14 protein-coding genes are annotated in these 24,311 nt (G+C 70.6%); 6 read left to right on the forward strand and 8 right to left on the reverse strand.

What is annotated here, in order from left to right; translation table 11 throughout:
• Nucleotides 1-10 precede the first annotated feature (10 nt).
• Nucleotides 11-160 carry a hypothetical protein gene (locus tag R5W23_RS12800; protein ID WP_261188290.1) on the reverse strand — a complete coding sequence of 50 codons (150 nt, stop codon included), beginning with the start codon at nucleotides 158-160 and terminating at the stop codon, nucleotides 11-13.
• Nucleotides 161-483: 323 nt separating this feature from the next.
• Nucleotides 484-1,197, reverse strand: coding sequence for a DUF421 domain-containing protein (locus tag R5W23_RS12805; RefSeq protein WP_320686654.1), 714 nt, complete (start codon nucleotides 1,195-1,197; stop codon nucleotides 484-486).
• Between the two features lie 237 nt (nucleotides 1,198-1,434).
• Here R5W23_RS12805 and R5W23_RS12810 point away from each other — a divergent pair, with 237 nt between their 5' ends.
• Nucleotides 1,435-1,923: a YciE/YciF ferroxidase family protein gene (locus R5W23_RS12810; protein ID WP_261188292.1), complete on the forward strand. Its 489-nt coding sequence runs from the start codon at nucleotides 1,435-1,437 to the stop codon at nucleotides 1,921-1,923.
• Nucleotides 1,924-1,942: 19 nt separating this feature from the next.
• Here R5W23_RS12810 and R5W23_RS12815 read toward each other — a convergent pair whose 3' ends face one another.
• Entirely contained in the window at nucleotides 1,943-3,271 is a 1,329-nt protein-coding gene (locus tag R5W23_RS12815; RefSeq protein WP_261188293.1) for an MFS transporter, read from the reverse strand.
• 141 nt (nucleotides 3,272-3,412) lie between these two features.
• Between R5W23_RS12815 and R5W23_RS12820 the strand changes: the two genes are divergently transcribed.
• The 3 genes from R5W23_RS12820 (at nucleotide 3,413) to R5W23_RS12830 (ending at nucleotide 10,020) form a co-directional block, all read left to right on the forward strand.
• Nucleotides 3,413-5,608, forward strand: a complete 2,196-nt coding sequence (locus R5W23_RS12820; RefSeq protein WP_320686655.1) for a TRAFAC clade GTPase domain-containing protein — start codon at nucleotides 3,413-3,415, stop codon at nucleotides 5,606-5,608.
• A 478-nt stretch (nucleotides 5,609-6,086) separates the two neighbouring features.
• Entirely contained in the window at nucleotides 6,087-9,017 is a 2,931-nt protein-coding gene (locus R5W23_RS12825) for a serine/threonine-protein kinase (RefSeq protein ID WP_320686656.1), read from the forward strand.
• A gap of 61 nt (nucleotides 9,018-9,078) precedes the next feature.
• Nucleotides 9,079-10,020 carry an endonuclease/exonuclease/phosphatase family protein gene (locus R5W23_RS12830; protein ID WP_320686657.1) on the forward strand — a complete coding sequence of 314 codons (942 nt, stop codon included), beginning with the start codon at nucleotides 9,079-9,081 and terminating at the stop codon, nucleotides 10,018-10,020.
• A 36-nt stretch (nucleotides 10,021-10,056) separates the two neighbouring features.
• Here R5W23_RS12830 and R5W23_RS12835 read toward each other — a convergent pair whose 3' ends face one another.
• The 5 genes from R5W23_RS12835 to R5W23_RS12855 form a co-directional block, all read right to left on the reverse strand.
• On the reverse strand, nucleotides 10,057-10,860 hold the full coding sequence (locus R5W23_RS12835; protein ID WP_320686658.1) for an arylamine N-acetyltransferase family protein: 804 nt from the start codon (nucleotides 10,858-10,860) through the stop codon (nucleotides 10,057-10,059).
• Between the two features lie 44 nt (nucleotides 10,861-10,904).
• Complete coding sequence (locus R5W23_RS12840; RefSeq protein ID WP_320686659.1) at nucleotides 10,905-11,402, reverse strand: hypothetical protein; 498 nt, start codon at nucleotides 11,400-11,402, stop codon at nucleotides 10,905-10,907.
• A 59-nt stretch (nucleotides 11,403-11,461) separates the two neighbouring features.
• Entirely contained in the window at nucleotides 11,462-14,869 is a 3,408-nt protein-coding gene (locus tag R5W23_RS12845; protein ID WP_320686660.1) for an efflux RND transporter permease subunit, read from the reverse strand.
• A gap of 409 nt (nucleotides 14,870-15,278) precedes the next feature.
• Entirely contained in the window at nucleotides 15,279-18,938 is a 3,660-nt protein-coding gene (locus tag R5W23_RS12850) for an efflux RND transporter permease subunit (RefSeq protein WP_320686661.1), read from the reverse strand.
• Nucleotides 18,939-19,091: 153 nt separating this feature from the next.
• Nucleotides 19,092-20,303 (reverse strand): efflux RND transporter periplasmic adaptor subunit, encoded by a 1,212-nt coding sequence (locus R5W23_RS12855; protein WP_320686662.1) that lies wholly within the window; start codon nucleotides 20,301-20,303, stop codon nucleotides 19,092-19,094.
• A 650-nt stretch (nucleotides 20,304-20,953) separates the two neighbouring features.
• Between R5W23_RS12855 and R5W23_RS12860 the strand changes: the two genes are divergently transcribed.
• Together R5W23_RS12860 and R5W23_RS12865 are read left to right on the forward strand one after the other, a co-directional pair.
• On the forward strand, nucleotides 20,954-23,683 hold the full coding sequence (locus R5W23_RS12860) for a S8 family serine peptidase (RefSeq protein WP_320686663.1): 2,730 nt from the start codon (nucleotides 20,954-20,956) through the stop codon (nucleotides 23,681-23,683).
• Nucleotides 23,684-23,998: 315 nt separating this feature from the next.
• Nucleotides 23,999-24,265 carry a hypothetical protein gene (locus R5W23_RS12865; RefSeq protein WP_261186977.1) on the forward strand — a complete coding sequence of 89 codons (267 nt, stop codon included), beginning with the start codon at nucleotides 23,999-24,001 and terminating at the stop codon, nucleotides 24,263-24,265.
• Nucleotides 24,266-24,311 lie beyond the last annotated feature (46 nt).

Raw genomic sequence — 24,311 nt, forward strand, 5'->3', positions numbered from 1 at the left:
GTCGGAGGCGTTACTTGCTGGCCTGTGCCACGAGGGCGGCGGCTTCGGCGTGAGCGGGGGCACCCGAGTCCTGCGGGCCGGGGGCGGTGCGGGCGCTCTCGGCGGCCCGGCGCACCACTTCTTGAATGAACGACGCCATCACACTATCGGTACGATCCACGGCAGTTGCTCCGCGCGGTTCGAGGGACTTCCGTCCGGCGATCGAACCTAGATCACGTTTCGGGATGTGGCGCACAATTTTCGGGCGGCGCACGACCCGGGCTGGGTCCGGACCGCACGTTTAACAGACGCATCTTACCCTGCGATTGGTTCGCGAAGATGTCCGTTGTGTGAAATGTGGCGGCGGGCGCTCCGAACGCCGCGGCCTCGCCCTCCCGACCGGCCCGGGCTTTGGCGTGCGCCACGCCGTGGGCCTTGAGCCCCCAAGGACCAGCCAGCCGGGTGACCGCGCCGCCGCTCGCGTGTCTCAAGAGTCGCGGGGCACTACCTCTTTTTGCGCGGCGTGCGCACCCCATGCTCCGCGAGCATCATGCGCACCGACCGGGCTACCGTCTGGTGCTCCGTAGCCCGCTGCTCGTGCCACTCCAGTACCCCGCGCAGGTCTTCCGCGGCGGCGAGGAACTGTCGGATGAGCTGCTCTTCGTTCGGCGCCCCGTCGGCCGTGCTGGTGCCGCGTGAGGTCGGTTCCGGGGGCGGAGGGGCCTCCTTCTTGACCACGCTGACGCTGCCCTCCGATTCGACGAACGCGGACTTCACCTGGGCCACGTCATCGATGCCGTTTCCGCGAAGCTGGGCGCGCAACTCGTCGTCGGAGATCCCTTCCGTGTCGAGGTTTTCGCGAACCGGCTTCCCGTCCTTCACGATCTGCACCGGTTCGGGCTCGAGCAGCCGCCGCAGGCACGGCCACCGCCCGGCTAGGCGGTCGAGGGTGTAGTTCCAGAACAGCAGCGCGCTTGCGGTCACCAGCCCGTTCGGGACCGAGTTCGCGTTGGCCGACAGGGCGTTCGAAACGCACTCGGACACCAGCACCACGAGCATCACGTCGGGCAGGCCGATCGACCCGCCCTGGCGCTTCAGGACGACCCGAAACAGCACAATCAGCGCGAGATAAACCACCGACCCGCGGAGGAACGACTCCGCGAGCGCGGCGTCGGGGATCAGCACCTGTGCCCAGTCGGGGGAGTTAAAGGCGGGCATCGCGTTCTCCTTCCGCCGAGCGCCAGAGCAACCCACGTGCCGAGGCGGCCCCTTCCCGCCCCCGCGCACACCGGTGCTCGCCGGAACGGCGGCCGGGACACCAAGTGTCGGGAAGAGCCGACAATCCGATGCCGGAGGGGAGAGGCGCAGAGGGGCGGCGAGGAAGTTGCCACGGCAGTGACGCAGGAATCGGAACCAGTCCCCCGCGCCGCGGGGCTATCCAACCGGAGTCATCACATGGCGAAGACGCTCACCGATCTGTTCCACGATCAGCTCCAGGACGCATACAGCGCCGAAACGCAAATCACGGCGGCGCTGCCGAAGATGGCGAAGGCCGCGACCTCGCCCGACCTCAGGGCCGGGTTCGAGCAGCACCTGACGGAGACCAAGCAGCAACTCACCCGGCTCGAGCGCGTGTGCGAGATGGTGGGGTGCAAGACCGGCTCGAACACGTGCGAGGCGACCGAGGGGCTGATCGAGGAGGGCGAGGAGATCATGGGCCTGGGCCTCGAGGCCGACGCCCAGGACGCGGGCCTGATCGCCGCGGCGCAGAAGGTCGAGCACTACGAGATCGCGCTGTACGGGACGCTCTGCACGTTCGCCAAACAGCTCGGCCATGCGGACGCCGCCGCGCTGTTACACGAGACGCTCGAGGAGGAGAAGCGCACCGACCAGAAGTTGACCGCGCTCGCGGAGCGCGGCATCAACCAGAAGGCCAACAAGTGACCGCCCGTCGGCGGGCGGCTCACGCCGCTCCGCCCGCCGGCGGCCGTTCCACCTTCGGCAGCAACAGGACCCCGACGAGCACCAGCGTGGCGACCGCGACCGCGTAGGGCAGCGTGCGCGACGGCTCCGTCTGGAACAGGACCGACCCGAGGAACGGCCCCAGGATTCGCCCCAGGGACGCGAACGCCTGGTTCACCCCCAGCACCTCGCCCTGCCGCGTCGGATCGGACCGCTTCGACACCAGCGCCGAAACCGACGGGTTCACGAACGCGAACCCGATCACGGCGACCGAGATCGACAGGTAGAACCCCGCCGTGAGCTGCGCGCCCGAGACGGTGCCGTCGGCCTGCCACCGGTACGCCGCGAACGCGACCAGCCCGACCGCGGCCAGCCCCGCGACCATCAGCACCAGCCCGAACCGGAGCAGCGCCTCCTCGGACCGCTTTTTCACCATCGGGCGGTACGCCCCGCCCGCGAACGTGAGCACCGCGCCCACCGCCGCAAACACCAACAGGTTCTCGCGGGTGTTGGTCATCCCGAGCGCGTCGCGGGTCAGCAGCGCGAGCGTGGCCTCGAAGTTCGCGAACGCGAAGATGGCCATGAAGTAGATCAGCACCAGCGCGCCCACGGTCGGCATCTTCAGCACCTCGACGGACCGCGCGACGCTGAAGAAGTCTTTGCCCGCTTTATGCGCGGGGTCCCGCGTCTCCTTGAACGCGAACACCGCGACCAGGAGGGCGACGAGCGACAGCCCGGACGCGAGCGCCCCGACGCCCCACGGCTGCTCGTCGAACAGCTCCAGCCCGAAAAACCCGACCAGCGGCCCGAACGTGAACCCCGCCCCGAACGCGATCCCGATCAGCGCCATCCCCTTCGCGCGCTTCTCGGGCGGGGTGCAGTCCGCGATCACCGCCGCCGCGGTGCCGACGCTCGCGCCGGCGATCCCGGCCCCGACCCGCGACAGCAGCATGAGCCCGATCGCCAGTTCCGCGCGGGCCGCGTCGAGCGCCACCGCGAACCCGTACAGGGCGTAGAAGACCACCGACCCCAAGAGGCTGAGGAGCAGCACCGGGCGCCGGCCGATCCGGTCCGAGACGCGCCCCCACACCGGGCTGAACACGAACTGCATCAGCGAGAAGACCGCGAACAGCACCCCGATCACCGCCCCGCGGGCGGCGGGGGCCAGTTCGAGGTGGGCCAGGTACGGTTCCACCTGGCGGGGCATGACGGGCAGGACGATGCCGAAGCCGAGCAGGTCGATGAACACGACCAGCCAGACGATGCCGAGCGCGCCCCGGTTGGGGGCGGGGCGGGCCGGGGCGCCGGGGGCGGGGGGAGTGTCGTTCATGCGGAGAAGATACGGCTTCCCGCCGCGCCCGGATAGCGCCGGCGCCGGGCCGGGGCGCGCGGGGCGAAATGGCTTGCGGCCGCTGCGACCGGTCCTTACGTTAAATTGGGCGCCGTTGCCTCAACCGTCATCCGGACCATCATGGCCGAATCTTACCGCCGGCCGCGCAGCCGCGCCCTGACGCTCGGTGCCGTGCTGGCCGTGCTGGCGCTCGGCGGCCCGGCCCGCGCGGCGCCGCCCGATGCGGAGCGGCTGACCGGGTTGCGGTACGAGTGGCACCGGCAGCACGCCCGGCGGGAGGCCGCCGGGTGGGAGGTCGATCTCATTTCGCCCCCGCGCCCGCGCGACCAATCGGCCGGGCAGACGCAAGACCCGTCGGCGCTAATCAACGAACTGCTCCCCGTACTCGACAGAGACTACGACGCGCTCCGCGACGCCGCGCTGAGGATGTCGGAGTCGGCGCGGGCGCGGGCGGACGCCGCGCGGCGCGAGTGGGAAGAGGTGTACAAGCAGAAGGTCGCGTTCCACCGGTACGCGGACCAGCAGCAGGCGGCCTACGGGTTCGATCTCGGGGCCGGCGTCCACCGCCCCTTCCAGTTCACGCCCGCCGACGCCGGGCTGCTCCTGTGCGCCGCGGTCGTGTTCGCTGTTGCGCGAAGGCTCAGGGCGCGAGTACGGCGGGTGTCGCTCCGTCGCGACCGGCGGGCGACCGGGGCGGCGCTGGCGTGCCTGTTTCTCATGATTCCGGGGTGCTCCGCCTCCTATGACCCGGACAGTAGCGCCTGGGCCGTGCGCGAAGAGGGCGAACTGACCACCGCCACGAAGGACGCAGCGGCACAGGCCGACGCGGCGGAAGCTGAGGCGGACCAAAAGTGGGCGGCTGCGGTCGAATCGTGGGCGAAACGGGTCGCCGCGTCCGGAGCACCGTTTGAAAAAGTGGTGCGCGAGGGCGAAGCGCACGTTCGGGACCGGCTCCGGTCCGCGGCCCGCGACGCGCGGCTCGCCGTCCGGCTCACCCAGGAGGCCGAAGCCGGTCAGGCCCAGCTCGCGACCGACCGGGGCAAACTTGAAGAACTCCGGGGCGGCGCCCGGTGGCGGGCGATCGGGTTCGCGGCGGTTCGGTGCTGCGCCGCGGCACTGTTGTTCGGGCTAGCAGTTCTGCCCTACCGGCGTGCCCTGGGCCAGGAAGCCGCCCGGATCAAAGCGGACGCAAAGAAGTGTCCTCGATGCTTCAGCGAAAAGCTCGTGGTCGAGAAGGCGGGTACGATTTCCATGCCGGAGCGGTTCGCCCCGGACGACGAGGCCGCGACGCGCCCGCGCTACCGGGCGGCGAACCGTAAGCCCCCGCCGCCGCGACGCAAGCCCGGGCCGGCCGCTCCAGAGCCCGCCGAATCCGGGTACGTCGAGTGTAAGACGTGCGGGTTCCGGTTCTTGCGCAGCTACCAGCAGGTCCGCCGGCTGTGCTTCCCAGTGGTGGGCGTGCGGAACAGCGGCAAAACGCACCTGCTCGCGACCGCCTACGACAAGGTCCGTAAGCAAGTGGCCCCGACCGCCGCCACCTTGATACCGGCTCCCTCGGCGGGGGACGAGCGGTTCGACCTCTACATCGACCTCATCCTGAACCTGAAGCGCGACGCGGGCAACACGCTGCACGACGTGAACACCCCGCCGGACCCGGTGATGATGCACGTCCGGGACGTTGACCCGGCAGGCGCCAACACCGCGCTGGTGAACCTGTTCGATTACTCGGGCGAACTGGTGAACCAGAAGATCGGCGTGGACCGCCTGAAGAAGCAGGCGGTTAAAATGGACGGGTTCATGCTGTTCCTCGACCCGACCCAGCTCGACGGGCGCAAGGGCGGGGTAACGCTCGACCGGCAACTGGCGGCACTCAACGAGTTTATGGCTGACATGCGGGAGGCCCGTCGGGTGCGGCCCGGGGACGTGATCCCGGTCCCGGTGGCGGTGGTGATCCCGAAGTTCGACCTGCTGGTAACCCGCAACCCGATCGCCGGCCAGTCGGTGCAGTTCGTCCGCAAGTTGTTGGGCGACCTGACGCCGGCGCAGCCGAAGCGCACCACCCTGGACCTCGTCCGCGAGCGCAGCGATCTGGTCGAGGACATGTTAGAGTTGATGTTCCGCGGCGTGGACGTGCGGGCGGTCGTGGAGAGCTACTTCGGGAAACAGGTGCTGTTCTTCCCGGCGTCGTCGGTGAGCCTGTTCGAGAACGAGCTGGGGGTCGAGGACCTGTCGAAACGCACGCTCGCGCCGTTCGGGGTGGCGGAGCCGTTCCTCTGGCTGCTCCACATGCACGGGTACGAGGTGTTCGCCCGTTAGTGTTTGGTGCTCGGTGCTTGGTGCTTTGGGGTGAGCGTATGGGGTTCGTGCGCGTTCGCGACTTGGAGGTGTATAAACTGGCTGAGGAAGTCGCGGACGCGATGGGGCGGACCGCCGAACGGCGGACGAACTTCGCACGCGACACGGCCGGCAAACAACTGGTGAAGGCGGCGGACGGCATTGGGGCAAACATCGCGGCCGGTTCCTTCCGCGATAGCCGCCGGTACGGCCCCATCGCACGCGGTTCGTTTAACGGAACTCGCCACCGGCAGCGCCGCGTGTTTTCGGCGGAACGTACTCACGTCCGGGGAGGTTGCCACGCTGAAAAAGCTGTCCCAACTCGGCACGAAACGGACTGCGCATCGGGGCTCGCGAGGGCACTCACCGAGTAGCGCCGGGCGACCGCCCGCCGGTAACTGGACACCAACCCTCAACCCTTAAACACTCAACACCCCTCAACACCACACACACGGTCTCGATGGCGAGCTGGCCCACACAGTCCGACTACAAGGACTCGCTCCAGAACCCGGACACCGCGTTCCGCGACCCGGACCTGCGGCAGAGCCAGGCGGAGCGCAGCCCGATGGGCGTGCCCCGCGCCCGCAGCGGCGCGTTCGCCAGCGTGTACAAGATGACCGGCCCCAAAGGGGTCGTCGCGCTCAAGCTGTTCAACTTCCCCAACGAGGACCGGGCGCGGCGGTACAAGGCGGTGTCCGACTACCTCGAGCGGACGCTCGGGCCGAAGAAGCCCCCGTGCGTGGTCAAGTTCCAGTACCACACCGAGGGCATCCGCGTCGGGAAGGCGTGGTACCCGACCCTCACGATGGCCTGGGTGAAGGGGGTCGCGCTCGGCGAGTGGGTGCGCCAAACGACGGAACGGAAGGTGCCCGACGTCGCGGCCCTCAAGCGGATGGCCGAGAGCTGGGTCGGGCTGGTGCAGCAGCTCCAGGCGACGCAGATCGCGCACGGCGACCTCCAGCACGACAACGTGCTGGTGGTCAACGACGCCCCGGTGCTGGTCGATTACGACGGCATGTGCGTCCCGGCGCTCGCCCCCGCCGACCCGAAGCAGCGGCTCGAGCAGTTGGAGTTCGGCAAGCCCGCCTACCAGCACCCGGCGCGGGCCGCGGAGCGGCTCGGCGCCGACCTCGACCACTTCTCGGCGTGGGTCGTCCTGGTCGCGCTCCGCGCGATCGCCGCGGACCCCCAGCTGTACGTGAAGTACGTCCTCAAGACGGACAACGAGAACCTGCTGTTCACCCCCGCGGACATGGAGCGGCCCGCGAAGTCGCAGCTCTGGCCGGACCTGATGCGGTCCAAGGACCCCGAGGTCGCGGAGTGGGCGCGGAACCTCCGCGCGTCGCTCGACAAGCCGTTCGCCCAGATCCCGCCGTTCACCCTCGACCCGTTCGCCCGGCTCCGCTCGCTGCTCACGGTGTCCGCACGCGACTGGGCGCAGATCGAGACCGAGACCGTCCGGCTCCGGCGCGCCGGGAAGGACCTGCCCGCGGACCTCAAGGGCAGCACCGACCCCGTCGCCGCGCTGCGCGGGCTGTGCGACGCCCCGGTCCGGGACTGGCCCCGGATCGCGGCCGAGGGCGCCCGGCTGGAAGCGGCCGGGCGGGCGCTGCCGACCGACCTGCGGGCCGTCTGCGACACCGCCCGCAAGCGGGTCGTGGTGCGCGAGGCGCTGAAACGGGCCGTGGACGAGCGGAACCCGCGGGCGACCGCCGCCGCGTACCAGCCCGCGCTGCTCGACGACTGGCTGGAGCCCCACCTGCTCACCGCCGCCCGGGCGGCGGCCGGGCTGGTGCCCCTCCTCGACGCTCTGAAGGCCGCCACCGTCAACCCGGGCGACGGGCGGGCGCTCGTGAAGCTCTGGGACGACACCGGGGCCAAGCTGTCGGGCGCCGCGGAGGCCCGCGCCTACGAGGCCGCCGCGAACGGCTGGCGCGCCCGCATCCGCGCCGCCGACGCGTTCCTGGCGGCGTTCGCCAAGAGCCCCCAGACCGAGCGCGAGCTGTCCGACGCCTGGCAGGGGGTGGTCACGGCCGGCCCGCCGCACCCGTCCCTCGGCCCCGCGCACCGCGCCCGGGGCGAGAACGCGGCCCGCTGGTGGCCGGCGCTGGAGAAGCTGCGCCGCGTCCCCGCGGGTGCGTCGCACGAGAACGACTCCAAGCTGGTCGGCGCCTGGGGCGACGGGGCGGGGCTCGGCGCGTGCGCCGAGGCCGCGCCGTTCGCCGCCCGCGTAACGGAGGCCCGGGCCAGGCTCGCCCTCGTCGAAGCACTGGAGCGGGCGATCCGGGGCGCCGAACAGGGGGGACCGGAGGAGGCCGTGCTCGCCGCGGCGGGCAAGCTGCCGCCGAACTACCCGCACCCGCACACCGTCCGGGTGCTCGAGGGCGCCGAGTCGGTGCAACTGCTGGCCGAGCTGCGCCGCGAGGCGGAACGGCCGCAGCCGTCGGACCGGGCGATCGCGGCCGCCTACGACCGCCTCAAGGCGCGGAACCTCCGGTTCGCCGCCCGCCTCGATAAGGTGAACCCCGGGCTGTTCCGGCGGGCCGAGGAGGCGGTGGTGCGGCGTAAGCTGCTCGACCGGTTCGCGGGCATCGATCGCGACGAGCGGCGCAAGGACCGCCAGGACCAGAAGTGGCTGGCGCTGTGGGGCGAGCAGGGGAAGCTGCTCGCCGGGTGCGCGGACCGCGAGGAGCTGCGCGAGCGGCTCACGCTGGCCCGCGACCGGCTCGAGAAGTGGGCCAAGGTGGCCGAGGCGCTCAAGGCGCGCGACATGTTCACGCTGCTCGCGCGGCTCGGCGCCCCCGGCCCGGACCTCACGGACTACCCGCCGCTGGTGGCGCGGGCGGCCGAGGTGGGGGACATGCTGGGCCGGGCGGAGCGGGTGGTCGCGATCCGGCAGCGGATCGGGGCCGGCAGCCCGCTCACCCCCGAAGACATGGCCCTCCTGCGCGAGCACCACGACGCGCTCGACGCCGGGACGAAGGCCGCCATCGAAGCGCAGGTGCGCGCCCGGCTCGCGGGCGACGCGCGGCTGGTGCCGGCGTACCCGGCGTACACGATCACGGGCAAGCGCGGCGGGCTGGTGAAGGCGTGCTGGGCGTGGGGCGGGCACGGGCTGATCGCGCACTGCGTCGTCGCGGTGGACGCCCGCCGGTTCCTCACCGACCCCGCGGAAGCGGACCCGTACTCGCGCCTCAACTGTCTGGCCGAGAACCACCAGCGCGAGGGCGGCGGCGTCACGCTGGTGCCGCCCGCCGGCGCCGCCCACGCCTACGTCACCGTCTGGCCCGTGGTGGAACTGGGCTGGAAGACGATCTACGGCCCCCCTCTCAACATCGGACCGGTCCCGGTCGGTTCCGGCACCGCGAGCCCCACCGGCACCCGCTGGTGATGTCGTTCCGGTCCGGAGCACCGCCCGCCCCGCGTTTCTGACCCGTCGTAACGAACTCCCCATGCCGCCCTCCCTGCCACCCGTGCGGTCTCTGTTTGCTCGCGGGCGCGCGGCGGCAGCGGTCGGAGCGGCGTGCCTTCTCTCCGCTTGGGGCGTCGGCCAGCTCGCCCGCGACGCCACCTGGATCACCGGGCTCTGCTTCTACATCCCGTCGGTCGTCGTGGCCGCCGTTTTGGTCCTTGTCGCGCTCCTGTACGCCGCGACCGGACGGCGCCGGGTGGCGCTCCTGGCCGCCGGGGGCGCGCTTCCGGCGGTCGCGTTCGTCGGCCTGATCGAGAACCACGCCGGGCGACGTCCGGCTGATGGCACGGGCCGGTTCCGGGTCGTTCACTGGAACACGGCCGGGCGGCCGGCCCGATCGGGCGTCGGTGAGCACCTCCTGGCCGAACGGGCGGATCTGTACGTACTGACGGACGCGGTCAACGCCGCCCACGTCGGGGCGCTGCGCGATCGGCTCGGGGCCGAATACCGAGCGGCCACGTTTGCGAACCTGGCCGTGGTCGGACGCGGCCACTTGCGGGCGGAGGGGTGGCTGGTTGACCGGGACGGGTTCGAGGTGCAGGCGGTGACCTGGGTGCCCGACGGGTCCCCGATCGCCCTTTTGGTACTCGATCTGCCCTCCAGCGTGTGGGCGGCCCGTGACCCGCTGCTGCGCGAGGTGAACGCGCTGATCGAGCGGCACCGACCGGACCTGATCGTCGGCGACTTCAACGCCCCGCGCCGGTCCCGTGCCCTGTCGGAACTGCCGGCCGGTTACGCCCACGCTTATCACACCGCCGGCGGCGGTTGGGGCGCGACCTGGCCCGTCCCGGTGCCGATCTACGACCTCGACCACTGTCTGCACGGACCGCGGGTCGTGCCCGCGCGCTACCGACTCGGAGGGCTGAGCGGAACCAGTGACCACCGCTATCAGGCGTTCGATTTTTCGCTCGCCGCCGATTGACGGAATCGGCCGCTGGAGCGCGCCGGTGCGCGTTCTTTAAGGAACGACGAGGGGCGTGCCCGGGGGGAGCCGGAGACCGAACCGCTCCGCGAGTACGTCGAGCAGATGATTCGTGCCGGCGAGTTCGAGCCGCTCGAGCACCTCGGCCCCGCGGCGGTGTGTGAATTCGCGGTTCAGCACCGAGACCCGGGTGCCGTCCGGGCGGGCGAGGGCCACCATCAGGTTCTGCCGGAACTTCGACTGCGGGCTCGTGCTCGTCCACCAGTTCCCGACTTCGCGGTCGATGACCGGCATCTCCTCGCGCGTGAACTCGTACACGTCGGCCCACACGTCCCCAAGCTTCGCCTGATGAAAGTACCGGGGCGAGGGCGACCGCTCCTCGCGCACGACCCGCCGCGGCTCGTGCGGCGTCGGCTGTTCGTCGCCCAGGCGGTCGAGCCGGACCGGCGCGGTCGGGCTCAACCCGCCGACGCCGACGTCCGCGAGCCAGGGCACGTTGTCGATGATGACGCCGACGAACAGGTGCGTCCGCGGGGGCGTGAAGTCGCGCGGGCTCTTGAGCCGGACGCGGGCCGAAAGCGGCGCCGCCGTGAACCCGAGGGCGGTGAGCACGCGCAAGAAGAGCGAGTTCTGCTCGAAGCAGTACCCGCCGCGGCGGTCGCCGACGAGCTTCCGCTCCACGTCGCTGTCGGCGAGCGAGACGCCGCGGCCCAGCAGCACGTCCAGGTTCTCGAACGGGATCGCGCACTGGTGCGCGAGCACCAGCCCACGCAGCACGTCGAGCGTCGGCTCGCGCGGCCCGGTGTAGCCGACGCGCGCGAGGTAGGCGTCCAGGTTCATGAGCCACACCTTGAACAGATTCGGCGGCCGGGCGCCAGCCCTTTTTACTCGTGGTGGTAGCGGTCGAACTCGCGGTCCTCGTCGCGATCAAAATCGTACCGCTCGTCCCGCGGCTCGAACCGGTTACGATCGAACGCGGCCCGGACCTTCGGGCGGCTCAGGACGATGAACGTGAACACCCCCAGCAGCAGCCCGAGCGGTTGTTGCAGGCAGGAAAAGCCGGCCACGACCATGCAGAACACCCGCGACCGGCGGCGCTGGAGGCACCGCCCGGCCGCGATCAGTGCCACGGCGAGCGCCCAAAAAAGCAGCATCATCACGGACGCGAACCCGATGATCAGCCAGCCCACAGCTTCGGGCGGCGGTGGGGGCGGAGCGCCGGGTCCGTTGCCCGGCGGCGGTTGCCCCAGATCGCCGGCGACGATCAGGACGCCGACGAAGAGGTAGACCACCGGGAAGAAGCCGAACAGGGCGCACAGCCCGCCGAGGACGTAGTGGCAGATGGCGAGGATCTTCAAATGCTCGCGGTCGATCACGGTCATGTCGGGTCTCGCGAGGGGCGCTTGTACCCCGTTCAGCATACGGCGCGGCCCCGCGCCGCTCACCGCCGGAGCCGGCGCACCGCCGCCGTGAGCCGGTCCAGCTCCACGAAGAACACCGGCGTCAGGAACAGCCCGAACGCCGTCACCCCGAGCATCCCGGCGAACACCGCGGTGCCCAGCGCCCGCCGCATCTCCGCCCCGGCCCCCTCGGCCAGCACCAGCGGCACCACCCCGATGATGAACGCCACCGACGTCATCACGATCGGCCGGAGCCGCAGCTTGCACGCCTCCAGCGCGGCCTCCCACCGGCTCGCGCCGGCGTCCGCCTTCTGCTTCGCGAACTCGACGATGAGGATGGCGTTTTTGCACGCCAGCCCCACCAGCACCACGAACCCGACCTGGGTGAAGATGTTCACGTCCAGCCGCGCCGCCAGCACCCCCAGCGCGGCGCTGAGGATGCACATCGGGACCACCAGGATCACGGCCAGCGGCAGCGCCCAGCTCTCGTACTGCGCCGCCAGCACCAGGAACACCAGCACCACGCTCAGGACGAACGCCCGCAGCGCCGTGTCCTTGGTTTGCAGTTGCAGCAGCGCCAGCTCGGTCCACTCCGCCTTCATGGTGCCCGGCAGGGTGGCCCCGGCGGCGCGCTCCAGGGCGTCGAGCGCCTGGCCCGAGCTGGCCCCGGTCCCGGGGCTGGCGGTGATCGCCGCGGCCGGGTACAGGTTGTACCGCTGCACCATCACCGGCCCGCTCGCGGCCTCCACCGACAGGAACGTGGACAGCGGCACCATCGTCTCCTTCGGCGGCGGCGCGGAGCGGCCCGCGGCCAGCGCCTGCTGCGCGGCCATCTGGTTGTCGCGCTCCGCCCCGGCGCTCTTCACCCGCAGCTTCTTCAGGTCCGCGGCGGTGCGCCGGAACCGCTCGCCCGCCTGCACGTTCACCTGCCACGTGCGGCCGAACAGGTTGAAGTCGTTGATGTACAGCGACCCGAAGTACACCTGCAGCGCGCCGACGATGTCGCCCACCGCCACGCCCTTCATCTGGGCCGCGTCGCGGTCGATGTTGAGCTTCAGCCACGGGGTGTCGGCCCGGTACCCGGTGAACGCGTCGCGCAGGTCCGGGTGCCCGTTGGCGCTGTCCACCACCGCCCGCGCCGCCTCCTCGATGGCCGCCGCCCCGGTGTCGCCGCGGTCCTCGACGATCAGCTTGAACCCGCCGGTGGTGCCCAGCCCGTCCACCGCCGGCGCGCCGAACACCGTCAGCCTCGCGCCGGGCACCTCGTCGGACAGCTCGCGCTGGAGCCGGGCCGCGATCGCGTCCCCCAGCAGCGCGGGGTCGTGCCGGTTCGGGAAGTCGTCGAGCATCACGTACAGGGTGGCGAAGTTCGGCGCGTTGGTGCCGACCATCACCGAGTTCCCGGACACGCTCACGGTGTGCTTCACCCCGGGCGTGCGCAGCGCGACGGCCTCGAGCTTCCGCACCTCCCGCTCGGTGCGCTCGACCGACGCCGCGTCCGGGAGCACCACGTTCACCAGCAGGTACCCCTTGTCCTGCTGCGGGATGAACCCGGTCGGGGTGGTCGCGAACGTGTGGTACGTGAGGTACAGCAGCCCGCCGTACCCGAGGAGCACCAGCAGCGACACGCGGAACGTGCCCGCCACGACCCGCGTGTACCCCGCGGTCACCGCGTCGAACCCGCGGTTGAACCCGGCGAACAGCGTCCCCAGAAGGTGGTTCAGGGCGCGGGCCAGCGCCCACCCGAGCAGCCCGCCGACCAGGGCCGCAGCGACCGGAACGGCGACCGGCGGCACGGCGCCCAGCCACGGCTGCTCGCCCGCCCAGTGCTTCAGCTCGGCGCTCAGGAGGAGGTACGTGAGCCCGGCCCCGAGCAGCGGGAACGTCACCGCCGGCAGCGGGTCGCGGGCCTGCGCGTCGGCGTTCGGCTTCAGCAGCAGCGCGCACAGCGCGGGGCTGAGCGTGAGCGAGTTGAACGCCGACAGCAGCGTGCTCACCGCGATGGTGACCGCGAACTGGCGGTAGAACTCCCCCACGATGCCCGTGATGAACACGCACGGCACGAACACCGCCGACAGCACCAGCCCCACCGCGATCACCGGCCCCGACACCTCGTCCAGCGCCTTGATGGTGGCCGCCCGCGGCTCCAGCCCGTGCTCGATGTGGTGCTGCACCGCCTCGACCACGACGATGGCGTCGTCCACCACGATGCCCACCGCCAGCACCAGCCCGAACAGCGTCAGGTTGTTGACCGAGTACCCCAGCGCCGCCATCGCCGCGAACGTGCCGACGATCGCCACGGGGACCGCGGCGAGGGGGATGATCGCGGCCCGCCACGACTGGAGGAACACCAGCATCACGAGCGCGACCAGCACCACGGCGTCGCGCAGGGTCTTGAACACCTCCGAGATGGATTCGTCGATAAAGGGGGTGGTGTCGTAGGCGATCTGGTACTCCACGCCGGCCGGGAACCGGGCCTTCAGCTCGGCCATCTTCTCGCGCACGCGGCGGGCGGTGTCGATGGCGTTGGTGCCCGGGAGCTGGTACACCGCCAGCGCCACCGACGGCTTGCCGTCGAACGTGCAGGACTGGTCATAGCTCAGCGCCCCGAGCTCGACCCGGCCCACGTCCTTGAGCCGCACCGGGCGGCTGTCGGCGTCGGCCTTGATGATGATGTCGCCGAACTGCCCCTCGTCGGTGAGCCGCCCGAGGGTGTTGATGGTGTACTGGAACGCCTGCCCGCGCGGGGCCGGCGGCTGCCCCACCTGCCCGGCGGCCACCTGCGCGTTCTGCTGCTCCACGGCGTGCAGCACGTCCGCGGTGCTGAGCCCCTTCACCGCCATCAGCTCCGGGTCCAGCCACAGCCGCATCGAGTAGTCGCGCTGCCCCAGGTAGGTGATGTCGCCGACCCCCTGGAGCCGGGCCAGCTCGTCGCGCAACTGGATCGTGGCGTAGTTGCTGAGCTGGAGCAGCACGGTCTGCCGCTCGCGCTCGTCGGCCGGGGTGTCGGCGGTGTTGTACAGGTTGATGATCATCAACTGGCTGGGCGACTTCTTCTTCACCGTCACCCCGCGCCGCTTCACGATGTCCGGCAGCACCGGCTCGGCGAGGTTCACGCGGTTCTGCACCAGCACCTGTGCGATGTTCAGGTCGATGCCCGGCTTGAACGTGACGGTGAGCGTGTACGAGCCGTCGTTCCCGCAGGTCGAGGACATGTACATCATGTCCTCCACGCCGTTCACCTGCTGCTCGATGGGCGACGCGACCGTCTCGGACACGTCGCGGGCGTTGGCCCCGGGGTAGATGCCGTACACCTCCACCGTGGGCGGGGTGATGTCCGGGTACTGCGCGACCGGCCGCGAGTCGAGCCCGACCAGCCCGGCCAGCACGGTCATGATCGCCAGCACCGCGGCGAAGATCGGGCGGTCGATGAAGAAGCGTGTGAACATGGGTGTCGTCGGGCGGTTGTTGGCGACCGGGGCACGAGCCCCCCGAGTGATACAAGCGTCCAGAGCGGTCCGGGCGCCACGCGCGGCGCCTGACTGAAGTCTCAAGTCACAAGTCGTAAAGTCTTATCGCCTTCTCCGCGGAGACGTTCGGGCGGTGGTTGGCGAGCGGGGGGCGTGAGCCCCCCGAGTGATACAAGCGTCCAGAGCGGTCCGGGCGCCACGCGCGGCGCCTGACTGAAGTCTCAAGTCTCAAGTCAGAACGTCACTAGGTCACAAGTCATAAAGTCTTGTCGCCTTCTCCGCGGAGACGTTCGGGCGGTGGTTGGCGAGCGGGGGCGTGAGCCCCCCGAGTGATACAAGCGTCCAGAGCGGTCCGGGCGCCACGCGCGGCGGCGCGCACTCGGGGGTCTTACGACCCCCGCTCGCCCTGGCGCCGGGGCGTCCGGCCCCGCCGCAGCGCGTCGCGGATCTTGCGCGCCGCCGCCCGCACCGGCCGGGCGGCCCGGCGCGCGAGCCCCGCGAGCGTTCCGGCCGTGTCGGCGGTCGCGATCAGCCCCATCCCGAGGAGCGCCGCGAGCAGCACCAGTGCGAACCCGGTTACGAACCCGTACAGCAGCGCCTCCGAGCCGAACTCGATCGCCAGGATCAGGAGCGCCTGCCCGGCGAGGCTCAGCGCCAGCACGACCAAGCGCTGCGCCCGCTGGCGCGCGCGGGTGACCCCGACCAAGCGCGTGAGCCGCTCCACCAGCGCGAAGAACACCGGCGTGAGGAACACCCCGAACGCCGTCACCCCGAGCATCCCCCCCAGCACCGCGACGCCCAGCGCCTGCCGCATCTCCGCCCCGGCCCCGCGGGCGACCGCCAGCGGCACCACCCCGAGCATGAACGCGATCGAGGTCATCATGATCGGCCGGAACCGCAACGTGCAGGCTTCCAGGATCGCCGTCCGGAGGTCCGCCCCCTGGTCCCGCGCGATCTTCGCGAACTCGACGATGAGGATGGCGTTCTTGCACGCCAGCCCGATCAGCACCACGAACCCGACCTGGGTGAAGATGTTCACGTCCTGCTTGCCGATGCCGGCGGCGGCCACGGCCCCGCTCGCGCCCCCGATCGCCTCCCGGTCCAGCCACGCCGCGGCCCCCAGCGGGCCGTCGCCGAGCTTCAGCCAGTCGGGCGCGCCCGCGTTCCACTGCGCCAGCTGCTGCACCACCGAGCCGGGGTCGGTGAGCCACACGGCCCCCAGCGAGCACGCCACGCACACCGGCACCACCAGGATCACCGCCAGCGGGAACGCCCAGCTCTCGTACAGCGCCGCGAGGATCAGGAACACGAACGCCACCGACAGCCCGAACACCAGCCCGCCCGTGTTCCGCGACTGCTTCTCCAGGAACGTCAGCTCGGTCCACTCGTAGGACATCTTGTCCGGCAGCTGCTTCTCCGCCAGCCGCTCCAGCATCCCGATGGCGTCGCCGGTGCTGTGCCCCGGCGCGACGTTCCCGTTCACCGCCGCCGCCGGGTACATGTTGTACCGGGTGATGACGAGCGGCCCGCTCCGCTCGGTCACGGTCAGGAGCGCCCCGAGCGGCACCATGTCGCCGCCCTTGTTGCGCACCTTGAGCCGCTTCACGTCCTCGAGCTGGTCGCGGAACCGGTCGTCCGCCTGCACGTTCACCTGCCACGTGCGGCCGAACCGGTTGAAGTCGTTCGCGTACCGGCTGCCCATCGTCCCCTGGAGGCACGCGTACACGTCGCCCACGTCCACCTGCCGCTCCAGGCACGCGTCGATGTTCACCCGGAGCACGAGCTGCGGCGAGTTCGTCTTGAACACCGTGAACAGCCCGACCACCTGCTCCTGGCTGTTGGCGGCGCGGATGAACTCCTCGGTCTGCCCCTGGAGCGTGGCCGGCCCCACGTCCCCGCGGTCCTCGATCATGATGCGGAACCCGCCGGCCCGCCCGAGCCCGGACACCGCCGGGGCGCCGAACACCTGCACCTGCGCCTCCGGGCACAACATGCCGAACCGCTTCCGCAGCTCCGCCGCGACCGCGTCGGCGCTCAGCTTCTTGGACCGCCGGTTCTCGAACCCGTCGAGGATCACGAACATGGAGCCGAAGTTGGAGCCGTACGCGCTGACCACGAACGAGTTGCCGGCCACCGCGTTCACGTGCGCCACCGGGCGGCACTTGTTCCCCTCGCCGTCGTCGATTTCGGTCTCGAGCGCGATCCGGCTCACCTTCGACATGACCTCGCGGGTGCGCTCGGCCGCCGCGGCGTCCGGGAGCTGCACGCTACAGATCATGTACCCCTTGTCCTGCTGCGGGATGAACCCGGTGGGCTGCGTGCGGAACGCCGCCACGCCCGACGCCACGATCCCCGCGTACCCGAGCAGCACCAGGAGCGGCACCCGCAGGCCGACCCCGACCAGCTTCACGTACCACGCGTTGGCGCGGCCGAACGCCGCGTCGAACGCCCGGCCCAGCAGCGTGAGCGGCAGCAGCACGGCCCCGGTCGCACGCCCGAGCGCGGACGGCCGGTGCCCCGCGGGCCGCGGCCCCTTCAGCAGCAGCGCGCACAGGGCGGGGCTGAGCGTCAGGGAGTTGAAGGTGGAGATCATGGTGCTGACCGCGATGGTCAGCGCGAACTGGCGGAAGAACGCCCCCACGATGCCCGAGAGGAACGCGCACGGCAGGAACACCGCCGCCAGCACCACCCCCACCGCGACGATCGGCCCGGACACGTCCCGCATCGCCCGGACCGTGGCCTCGCGCGGGCTCAGCCCCTTCTCCAGTTGGTGCTGGACCGCCTCGACCACGACGATGGCGTCGTCCACCACGATGCCCACCGCCAGCACCAGCCCGAACAGCGTCAGGTTGTTGATCGTGAACCCGGCCAGGGCCATCGCCCCGAACGTGCCGACGATGGCGACCGGGACCGCGGCGAGGGGGATGAGCGCCGCCCGCCACGTTTGCAGGAACACCAGCACCACCACCGCGACCAGCGCCACCGCGTCCCGGAGCGACTTGAACACCTCGACGATCGATTCCCGGATGAACGGGCTGGTGTCGTACCCGATGTCGTAGGTGATGCCGGGCGGGAAGTCCTTGCCCATCTTGGCCATGTGCGCTTTGACCGCCTCGGCGGTCTCGATCGCGTTGGCCTCCGGCAGGATGAAGATCGCCAGCCCGACGGTCGCCTTGTCGTCGAACCGGTTGGACACGTCCTGGGTCTTCGCGCCGAGCTCCACGCGGGCCACGTCCTTCACCTTCACCAACTGCCCCAGCGGGCCGACCTTCACGACGACCTGCTCGAACTCCTCGACGTCCACCAGCCGCCCGTGCGCCGCGAGCGTGACCTGGTACGGCTGGCCGCTCCCGGCCGGCGGCTGGTTGATCTGCCCGGCCGCGATGGGGAGGTTCTGCTGCCGCAGCGCGGCGAGCACGTCGGCGGCGGTGAGGTCGCGGGCGGCGAGCCGGTCCGGGTCCACCCACAGGCGCATGGCGTAGTCGCGCTGGCCGAAGATGGTCACGTCGCTGATGCCGGGGAGCCGCTGCAACTCCTCCTTCAGGTTCAGCACCGCGTAGTTGCTGAGGTACAACTGGTCGTACCGGCCGTCCGGGAAGCCGGGCTCCGGCGGGGACGTGATCCCGACCGTCATGAGCAGCTCGGGCGACCGCTTGCGGGTGGTGATGCCGGTGGCCCGGACCACCTCGGGCAGTTGCGGGAACGCCAGGTTCACCCGGTTCTGCACCCGCACCTGGGCCATGTTCAGGTCGGTGCCGCTCTTGAACGTGACCGTCAGCGTGTACGTGCCGTCGCTGGTGCACTGCGAGGTCATGTACAACATGTCCTCGACGCCGTTCACCTGCTGTTCGATGGGGGACGCGATCGTTTCGGACACCACCTGCGCGCTAGCGCCGGGGTAGTTGCAGTCGATCTGGATGGTGGGCGGGGTGACCTTCGGGTACTGCGACACCGGCAGCGCCCCGACGGAGAGCGCCCCCGCGAGGGTGATGACCACCGACAGCACGGTGGCGAAGACGGGCCGGTCGATGAAAAACGTCGCGATCATGCGGCGGCGTCGCGGGAGCGGGCGAAGGCGGGAGGACCAACATCAACACGAGGAGGGGGCGCGAAGAAGCACAGCGAAAGGCGCCAATCACGTCGAACCGACTCGCGCCTCGTTATTGTGCCGCTTGTGCTTCTTTGCGGCGGCCCCTTCCGCTCACGTCTTCGCGCGCGGGGCCGGGGCGATGGGCCGCCCGCGGGTCGCTTCCGGCGCGACCTTCTCCACCGGGGCCGGCTTCGGGTTCACCTCGATCCCGGGGCGCACCCGCAACATGCCTTCCACGACCACCTTGTCGCTGGGCTTCACCGCGCCGTTCTCGATTACCCGCGACCGGCCGTACTGCTGGCCCACGACGACGTTGCGGCGCTCCACCTCGTTCTTCGCGTTCAGCACGTAAACGAACTTCTGCCCCTGGTCCGAGCCGATGGCCTTTTCGGGCACCAGGACCGCGTCGCGCGGCTGGCCGATCGGGAGCCGCACCCGCACGAACTGCCCCGGCGACAGCATGTACCACGGCGCGCGCGACAGGCGCGGGTTCAAGATAGTAGCCCGGATCCGGAGCGTGCCGGTCCCGGCGTCGATCTGGTTGTCGGTGAACACCACCTGCCCGGACAGCGTGAACCCGTCGTCGTCGGCCAGCGCGATCTGCACCTGGAGCGGCTGCACCCGCGACGAGGTCACCTCGCCGCGGTCGATCAGCTTGCGCACCCGGGTGACCGTGCGCTCGTCCACGTCGAACGTCGCGTACAGGTAGTCGAGCTGCACGATGGTGGTGAGCGCCGTGTCGTCGGCCCGGACGAGGTTCTCCTCGTCCACGAACCGCTTGCTCAGCCGCCCGTTGAACGGGGCGCGGATGTGACAGTACCGCAGGTTCGTCGCGGCCAGGTTCGCGGCGGCCCGGACCGAGCTCACCTCGGCCTCGGCCTCGGCCTTCTCGCCGGCCTTGATGTCGTAGTCCTCGCGCCCGGCCACCCCGCGGTCGTACAGGTCCTTGACCCGCGTGTAGTTGTCGGTCGCGGTCTTCAGGTGGGCCTCGGCCTTCACCAGTTGCGCCTTGGACTGCTCCAGTTGCGCCCGGTAGACGCGGCCGTCGATGTCGAACAGCGGCTCCCCTTCCTCGATGTCCTGGCCGTCCCGGAAGTGGATCTTCTTGAGGTGCCCGGTGACGCGGGACTTCAGCTCGACCACCCGGTACGGCTCGGTGCGGCCGGCGAAGTCCTCGTAGTCGTTCACCTTCTCGACGGTCGGCGCGCTGACGTAGACCACCGGGGGCGGGGTCTTGACCGGCTCGGGCGGGCGCCGCGCGCATCCGATCAGTCCGACGGCACAGGCGAAGAAGACGGCAGCGAAGAGGTGCCTGGTGCTCATGGTGTGGTGGGAGAAGTTGGCAGCGGGGCTAACACACACGATACCGCGCGGACGAACAAGGGCTTACGCGGCACTCATGGTTCGCTCATGATACCGCCCCTGCGCGGCTTCTGTAAAGGACGCCACCGCGGGTAAAGGTACCGGCACCGGCCGCCGCGGCCCTGGTGCGTAGCACCCGTCGTGCCGGACCCGCCTGAAGTGTACCGCCGCGGGCGCTCCCGTCTCGCCGATGCGATGGGCAGTGCGGTTCCGAGGCGCCTGCCCTCCGGACCGCTGAGCGGGAGCGAGGTCGGCGCACGTCCCCGTCCCCGCAGCGGACGCGCGAACCGGGCTCGCGTTCGCACGCCCGCCGCCCCCGGGAACCGGCGCAAACCCTTGTAAAGAAGCCGAAACGGTATGAAATTTGTGCTCCGGCGCGGCCCCCGGCGCGCGGCCGGCGTTGAGTTTGCGCACTCCCGCTGTCGCCGTTTTCGGACCCGTGTTGGGTTCCCAGACATCCCCGGGACGAATTTACGAATTTCGCATCTGCGAGCTTGGCTGGGGCGAAGCCGTCAGATAAGAATGGGTGCCAGCCGGGCTCATCACCCCTCGAACCGACTCGCGAGCCCGGCGGCTTTCTCCAACACGTCTCGTCACTCGAAAGGTTCCCTATGGGGTTCCCGGATCGCTCGCGCCTCGGGCGCGCCCACCTCGCCATGGAACGGCTCGAAGACCGCACCACACCGGCCAAGCTGGACGCGGCCCTGGCGCTCGCGCTCCCCGACCTCGTGGCGGCCGGCGCCGTATCGGGCGACCACGTGAACGTGGTCATGAACGCCACCAGCACCAACGCCACCGACCTCGCGGCCCTGTCCGCCACCCCCTTCGCCGCGAGCGTCAGCCCGCTCGGGTTCGGGATCTACTCGGTCACCCTCACCCCCGGCACCGACCTCGGCGGCGCGCTGGCCTTCTACGGCTCGCTCGCCGGCGTCACGTCGGCCGCCCCGGACCAGATCCTGAACGTCCAGCAGACGCCGAACGACCCGTCCTACGGCTCCCTGTACGGGATGACCAGGATCGGCGCCCCGACCGCCTGGAACAGCAGCACCGGGACCCCGGGGTTCGTGGTCGCGGTGATCGACAGCGGCGTGGACTACCGGCACCCGGACCTGGTCAACAACATCTGGATCAACCAGGCCGAGATCCCGTCCGCCGTCCGGGCGCGCCTGACGGACGTGGACGGCGACGGCCGCATCACCTTCCGCGACCTGAACAACGCGATCAACCAGGGCGCCGGCAAGATCACCGACCTGAACGGCAACGGGTACATCGACGGCGGCGACATCCTGAAGACGACCGCCCAGGGCGGGTGGGCGGACGGGGTGGACGGGAACGGCACCGCCGGCTCGACGAACGGCTACACGGACGACCTCGTGGGCTGGGACTTCGCGAACAACGACAACGACCCGCTCGACGACAACAACCACGGCACGCACGTGTCGGGCACCATTGGCGCGGTCGGGAACAACGGGGTCGGCGTCGCGGGCGTGAACTGGAACGTCCAGATCATGGGCCTGAAGTTCCTCGGAGCCAACGGGAGCGGGTCGCTGAGCGCCGCGGTCAACGCGCTGAACTACGCCGTGGCGGCGGGCGTGAAGGTGTCGAACAACAGTTGGGGCGGCGGCGGGTACGACACCACGCTGGCCGCCGCGATCGGCCGGGCGCAAACCGCGGGCCACATCTTCGTCGCCGCCGCGGGCAACAGCGGGCAGAACATCGACTCGATCGCCAGCTACCCGGCCAGCTACATCCAGCAGTACAGCAACGTCGTGTCCGTCGCGGCCACCGACAGCAACGACGCGCTCGCCAGCTTCTCGAACTACGGCGCCTCGTCGGTCACGCTCGCGGCCCCGGGCGTGGGCATCCTGAGCACCACGCCGAACAACACCTACAGCTCCTTCAGCGGCACCTCGATGGCGACCCCGCACGTGGCCGGGGCCATCGCGCTGTACTGGGGCGCCAACCCGACCCTCACCTACCAGCAGGTGATCGCCAAGCTGAAGTCGTCGGTGGACGTGCTGAGCAACCTGAACGGGAAGGTGTCCACGGGCGGCCGGCTGAACGTCGCGAAGATGTTCGCCGGGAGCACCTCGCCGCCCGTGGCGGTGTCCGGGCCGAAGGTGGTGTCGTCGAGCTTCGGGGGCGCGACCGCGACCCAGTTCGACAACGTGCTGGTCACCTTCGACAAGGCGGTGCTGACCTCCACCTTCACCGCCGCTGACGTGAGCGCGTTCACGGGGCCGAACGGGACCCTCGCGGTCACCGGGGTCGTCGCGGTCAACGCGACCAACGGCAGCGCGACGCAGTTCCGGATCACGTTCGCGGCCCAGACGGCGAACGGCAGCTACTCGCTCACGTTCGGGCCGAACATCACGGACGCGGCCGGCAACCTGATGAACCAGAACGGCAACGGCACCAACGGCGAGGCCACCCTCGACCGGTACACCGCGGCCGGGACGCTGACCACGACCACGACCACGACGTTCACGACGGGGACCATCTCGGTCCCGATCCGGGACCTGAGCACCCTGTCGTACTCGTTCACCGTCGTGCAAGACGTGCGGATCGCGGACCTGGACGTGATCGTGAACCTCAACCACACCTGGGACAGCGACCTGGTCATCACGCTCACCTCGCCGACGGTGAACGGCGTGGCGGGCAAGACGGCGACGCTGTTCAACCGCCGCGGCGGGAGCGGCGACAACCTGACCAACACGCGGTTCAACGACGAGGCGACGACCTCGATCGCCAACGGCCTCGCCCCGTTCAACGGGTCGTTCATACCCGAAACCGCGCTGTCCGTGTTCGACGGGCTGTCCACGAAGGGCGCCTGGACGCTCACGGTGCGGGACGCGGCCGCCGGGGACGTCGGCACGCTGACCAACTGGCAACTGGTCGTGACCGGCACCCTGGGCGGTGCGGGCGCGGCGAGCGCGCTCGGGTTCCTGGCCGAGGAGCCGCTCACCCCGGCCGCGGACGTGACGCCCGCCCTGGCCTCCGCGCCGGCCGCGCCCGCCAGCCCCCCGGCGGCCGTCGGCGCGGGCTTCACCGCCTCCGACTCTCCCGCGGCAACCGCGAGCGCACCGACCGCCGTTGCGTCGAGCGCCCCCGGTGCGGCCCCGCTGTGGCTCGCGGGCGACGACTCGCGCGACGAGTTCGTCGCCCGGTACGAGGGCGAATCCGAAAGCTCCGACGGGGACGACGGCTACCAAAGCTCCTTCGGCATACTGGTGGACGACGCCGCGGCGCCCGCGACCGGCGAAGAATCCGCGGTGCTGTACTTCGCCCCCGAGTCGGTGGGGGTGTCGAACGCGCTGGGCGCGCTGCTTGGCGACGCGTAACGGTTCGGTTTTCGGTGCCGGGAGCCCCGCCCCGTCCGCCCGGCTTACCCATCGCCCCGCCGCAGCGGTCGTGATGGGTAAGCCGGGCGGGCGGGGCGGCCGCGTTCCGCGGCGCGAGCTACTCGGCTTGACGGGAGGACGCCTGTACTGTGTGCTGATATCTGAACCACCTGCGGACACCGGTTCGGGAACGGGCCGCGCCCGCCAGGGAGCGGGCACGTGGGCCGCCGAGCCGGAGGGTCGCGGGCGCCGCGAAACGGGCGCCCGCAGCGGTCAGGTACGAGGGCGGGTCAGGTCACTTACGGAGATCGTGCGATGGGGATGGAGAACTACAGCCCGCACCAGCAGAAAATCATCAAGCGGTACTATGACAATATCGACCAGGTGTCGTGGCAGCGGCTCGCGGAACTGGTCGCCGACCTGTATTTGGCGGAGGGCAAGAAGCGGGACAAGATGTGGACCTCGGCCGCGAGCTTCATGGAAAAGCTCAAGGTGCCGCAGACCAAGATCGACGCCATCGTCCAGAAGCGCGACATCGAGGCGCTCGCCAAGCTCGTCAAGGAGCTGATGGGGAAGGAGTAACGAGTTCGGTCATTTCCAGTTCGCACCTCGGAACGGTGCGTTGGTT

The sequence above is a fragment of the Gemmata algarum genome, assembly GCF_034097035.1.
GTDB lineage: Bacteria > Planctomycetota > Planctomycetia > Gemmatales > Gemmataceae > Gemmata > Gemmata algarum.

What these genes read in the sequence shown, in the direction of transcription:
- R5W23_RS12805 (WP_320686654.1), bottom strand. Translation starts at nt 1,197, where the DNA reads ATGCCCGCCTTTAACTCCCCCGACTGGGCACAGGTGCTGATCCCCGAC.
- R5W23_RS12810 (WP_261188292.1), top strand. Translation starts at nt 1,435, where the DNA reads ATGGCGAAGACGCTCACCGATCTGTTCCACGATCAGCTCCAGGACGCA.
- R5W23_RS12815 (WP_261188293.1), bottom strand. Translation starts at nt 3,271, where the DNA reads ATGAACGACACTCCCCCCGCCCCCGGCGCCCCGGCCCGCCCCGCCCCC.
- R5W23_RS12820 (WP_320686655.1), top strand. Translation starts at nt 3,413, where the DNA reads ATGGCCGAATCTTACCGCCGGCCGCGCAGCCGCGCCCTGACGCTCGGT.
- R5W23_RS12825 (WP_320686656.1), top strand. Translation starts at nt 6,087, where the DNA reads ATGGCGAGCTGGCCCACACAGTCCGACTACAAGGACTCGCTCCAGAAC.
- R5W23_RS12830 (WP_320686657.1), top strand. Translation starts at nt 9,079, where the DNA reads ATGCCGCCCTCCCTGCCACCCGTGCGGTCTCTGTTTGCTCGCGGGCGC.
- R5W23_RS12835 (WP_320686658.1), bottom strand. Translation starts at nt 10,860, where the DNA reads ATGAACCTGGACGCCTACCTCGCGCGCGTCGGCTACACCGGGCCGCGC.
- R5W23_RS12840 (WP_320686659.1), bottom strand. Translation starts at nt 11,402, where the DNA reads ATGACCGTGATCGACCGCGAGCATTTGAAGATCCTCGCCATCTGCCAC.
- R5W23_RS12845 (WP_320686660.1), bottom strand. Translation starts at nt 14,869, where the DNA reads ATGTTCACACGCTTCTTCATCGACCGCCCGATCTTCGCCGCGGTGCTG.
- R5W23_RS12850 (WP_320686661.1), bottom strand. Translation starts at nt 18,938, where the DNA reads ATGATCGCGACGTTTTTCATCGACCGGCCCGTCTTCGCCACCGTGCTG.
- R5W23_RS12855 (WP_320686662.1), bottom strand. Translation starts at nt 20,303, where the DNA reads ATGAGCACCAGGCACCTCTTCGCTGCCGTCTTCTTCGCCTGTGCCGTC.
- R5W23_RS12860 (WP_320686663.1), top strand. Translation starts at nt 20,954, where the DNA reads ATGGGGTTCCCGGATCGCTCGCGCCTCGGGCGCGCCCACCTCGCCATG.
- R5W23_RS12865 (WP_261186977.1), top strand. Translation starts at nt 23,999, where the DNA reads ATGGGGATGGAGAACTACAGCCCGCACCAGCAGAAAATCATCAAGCGG.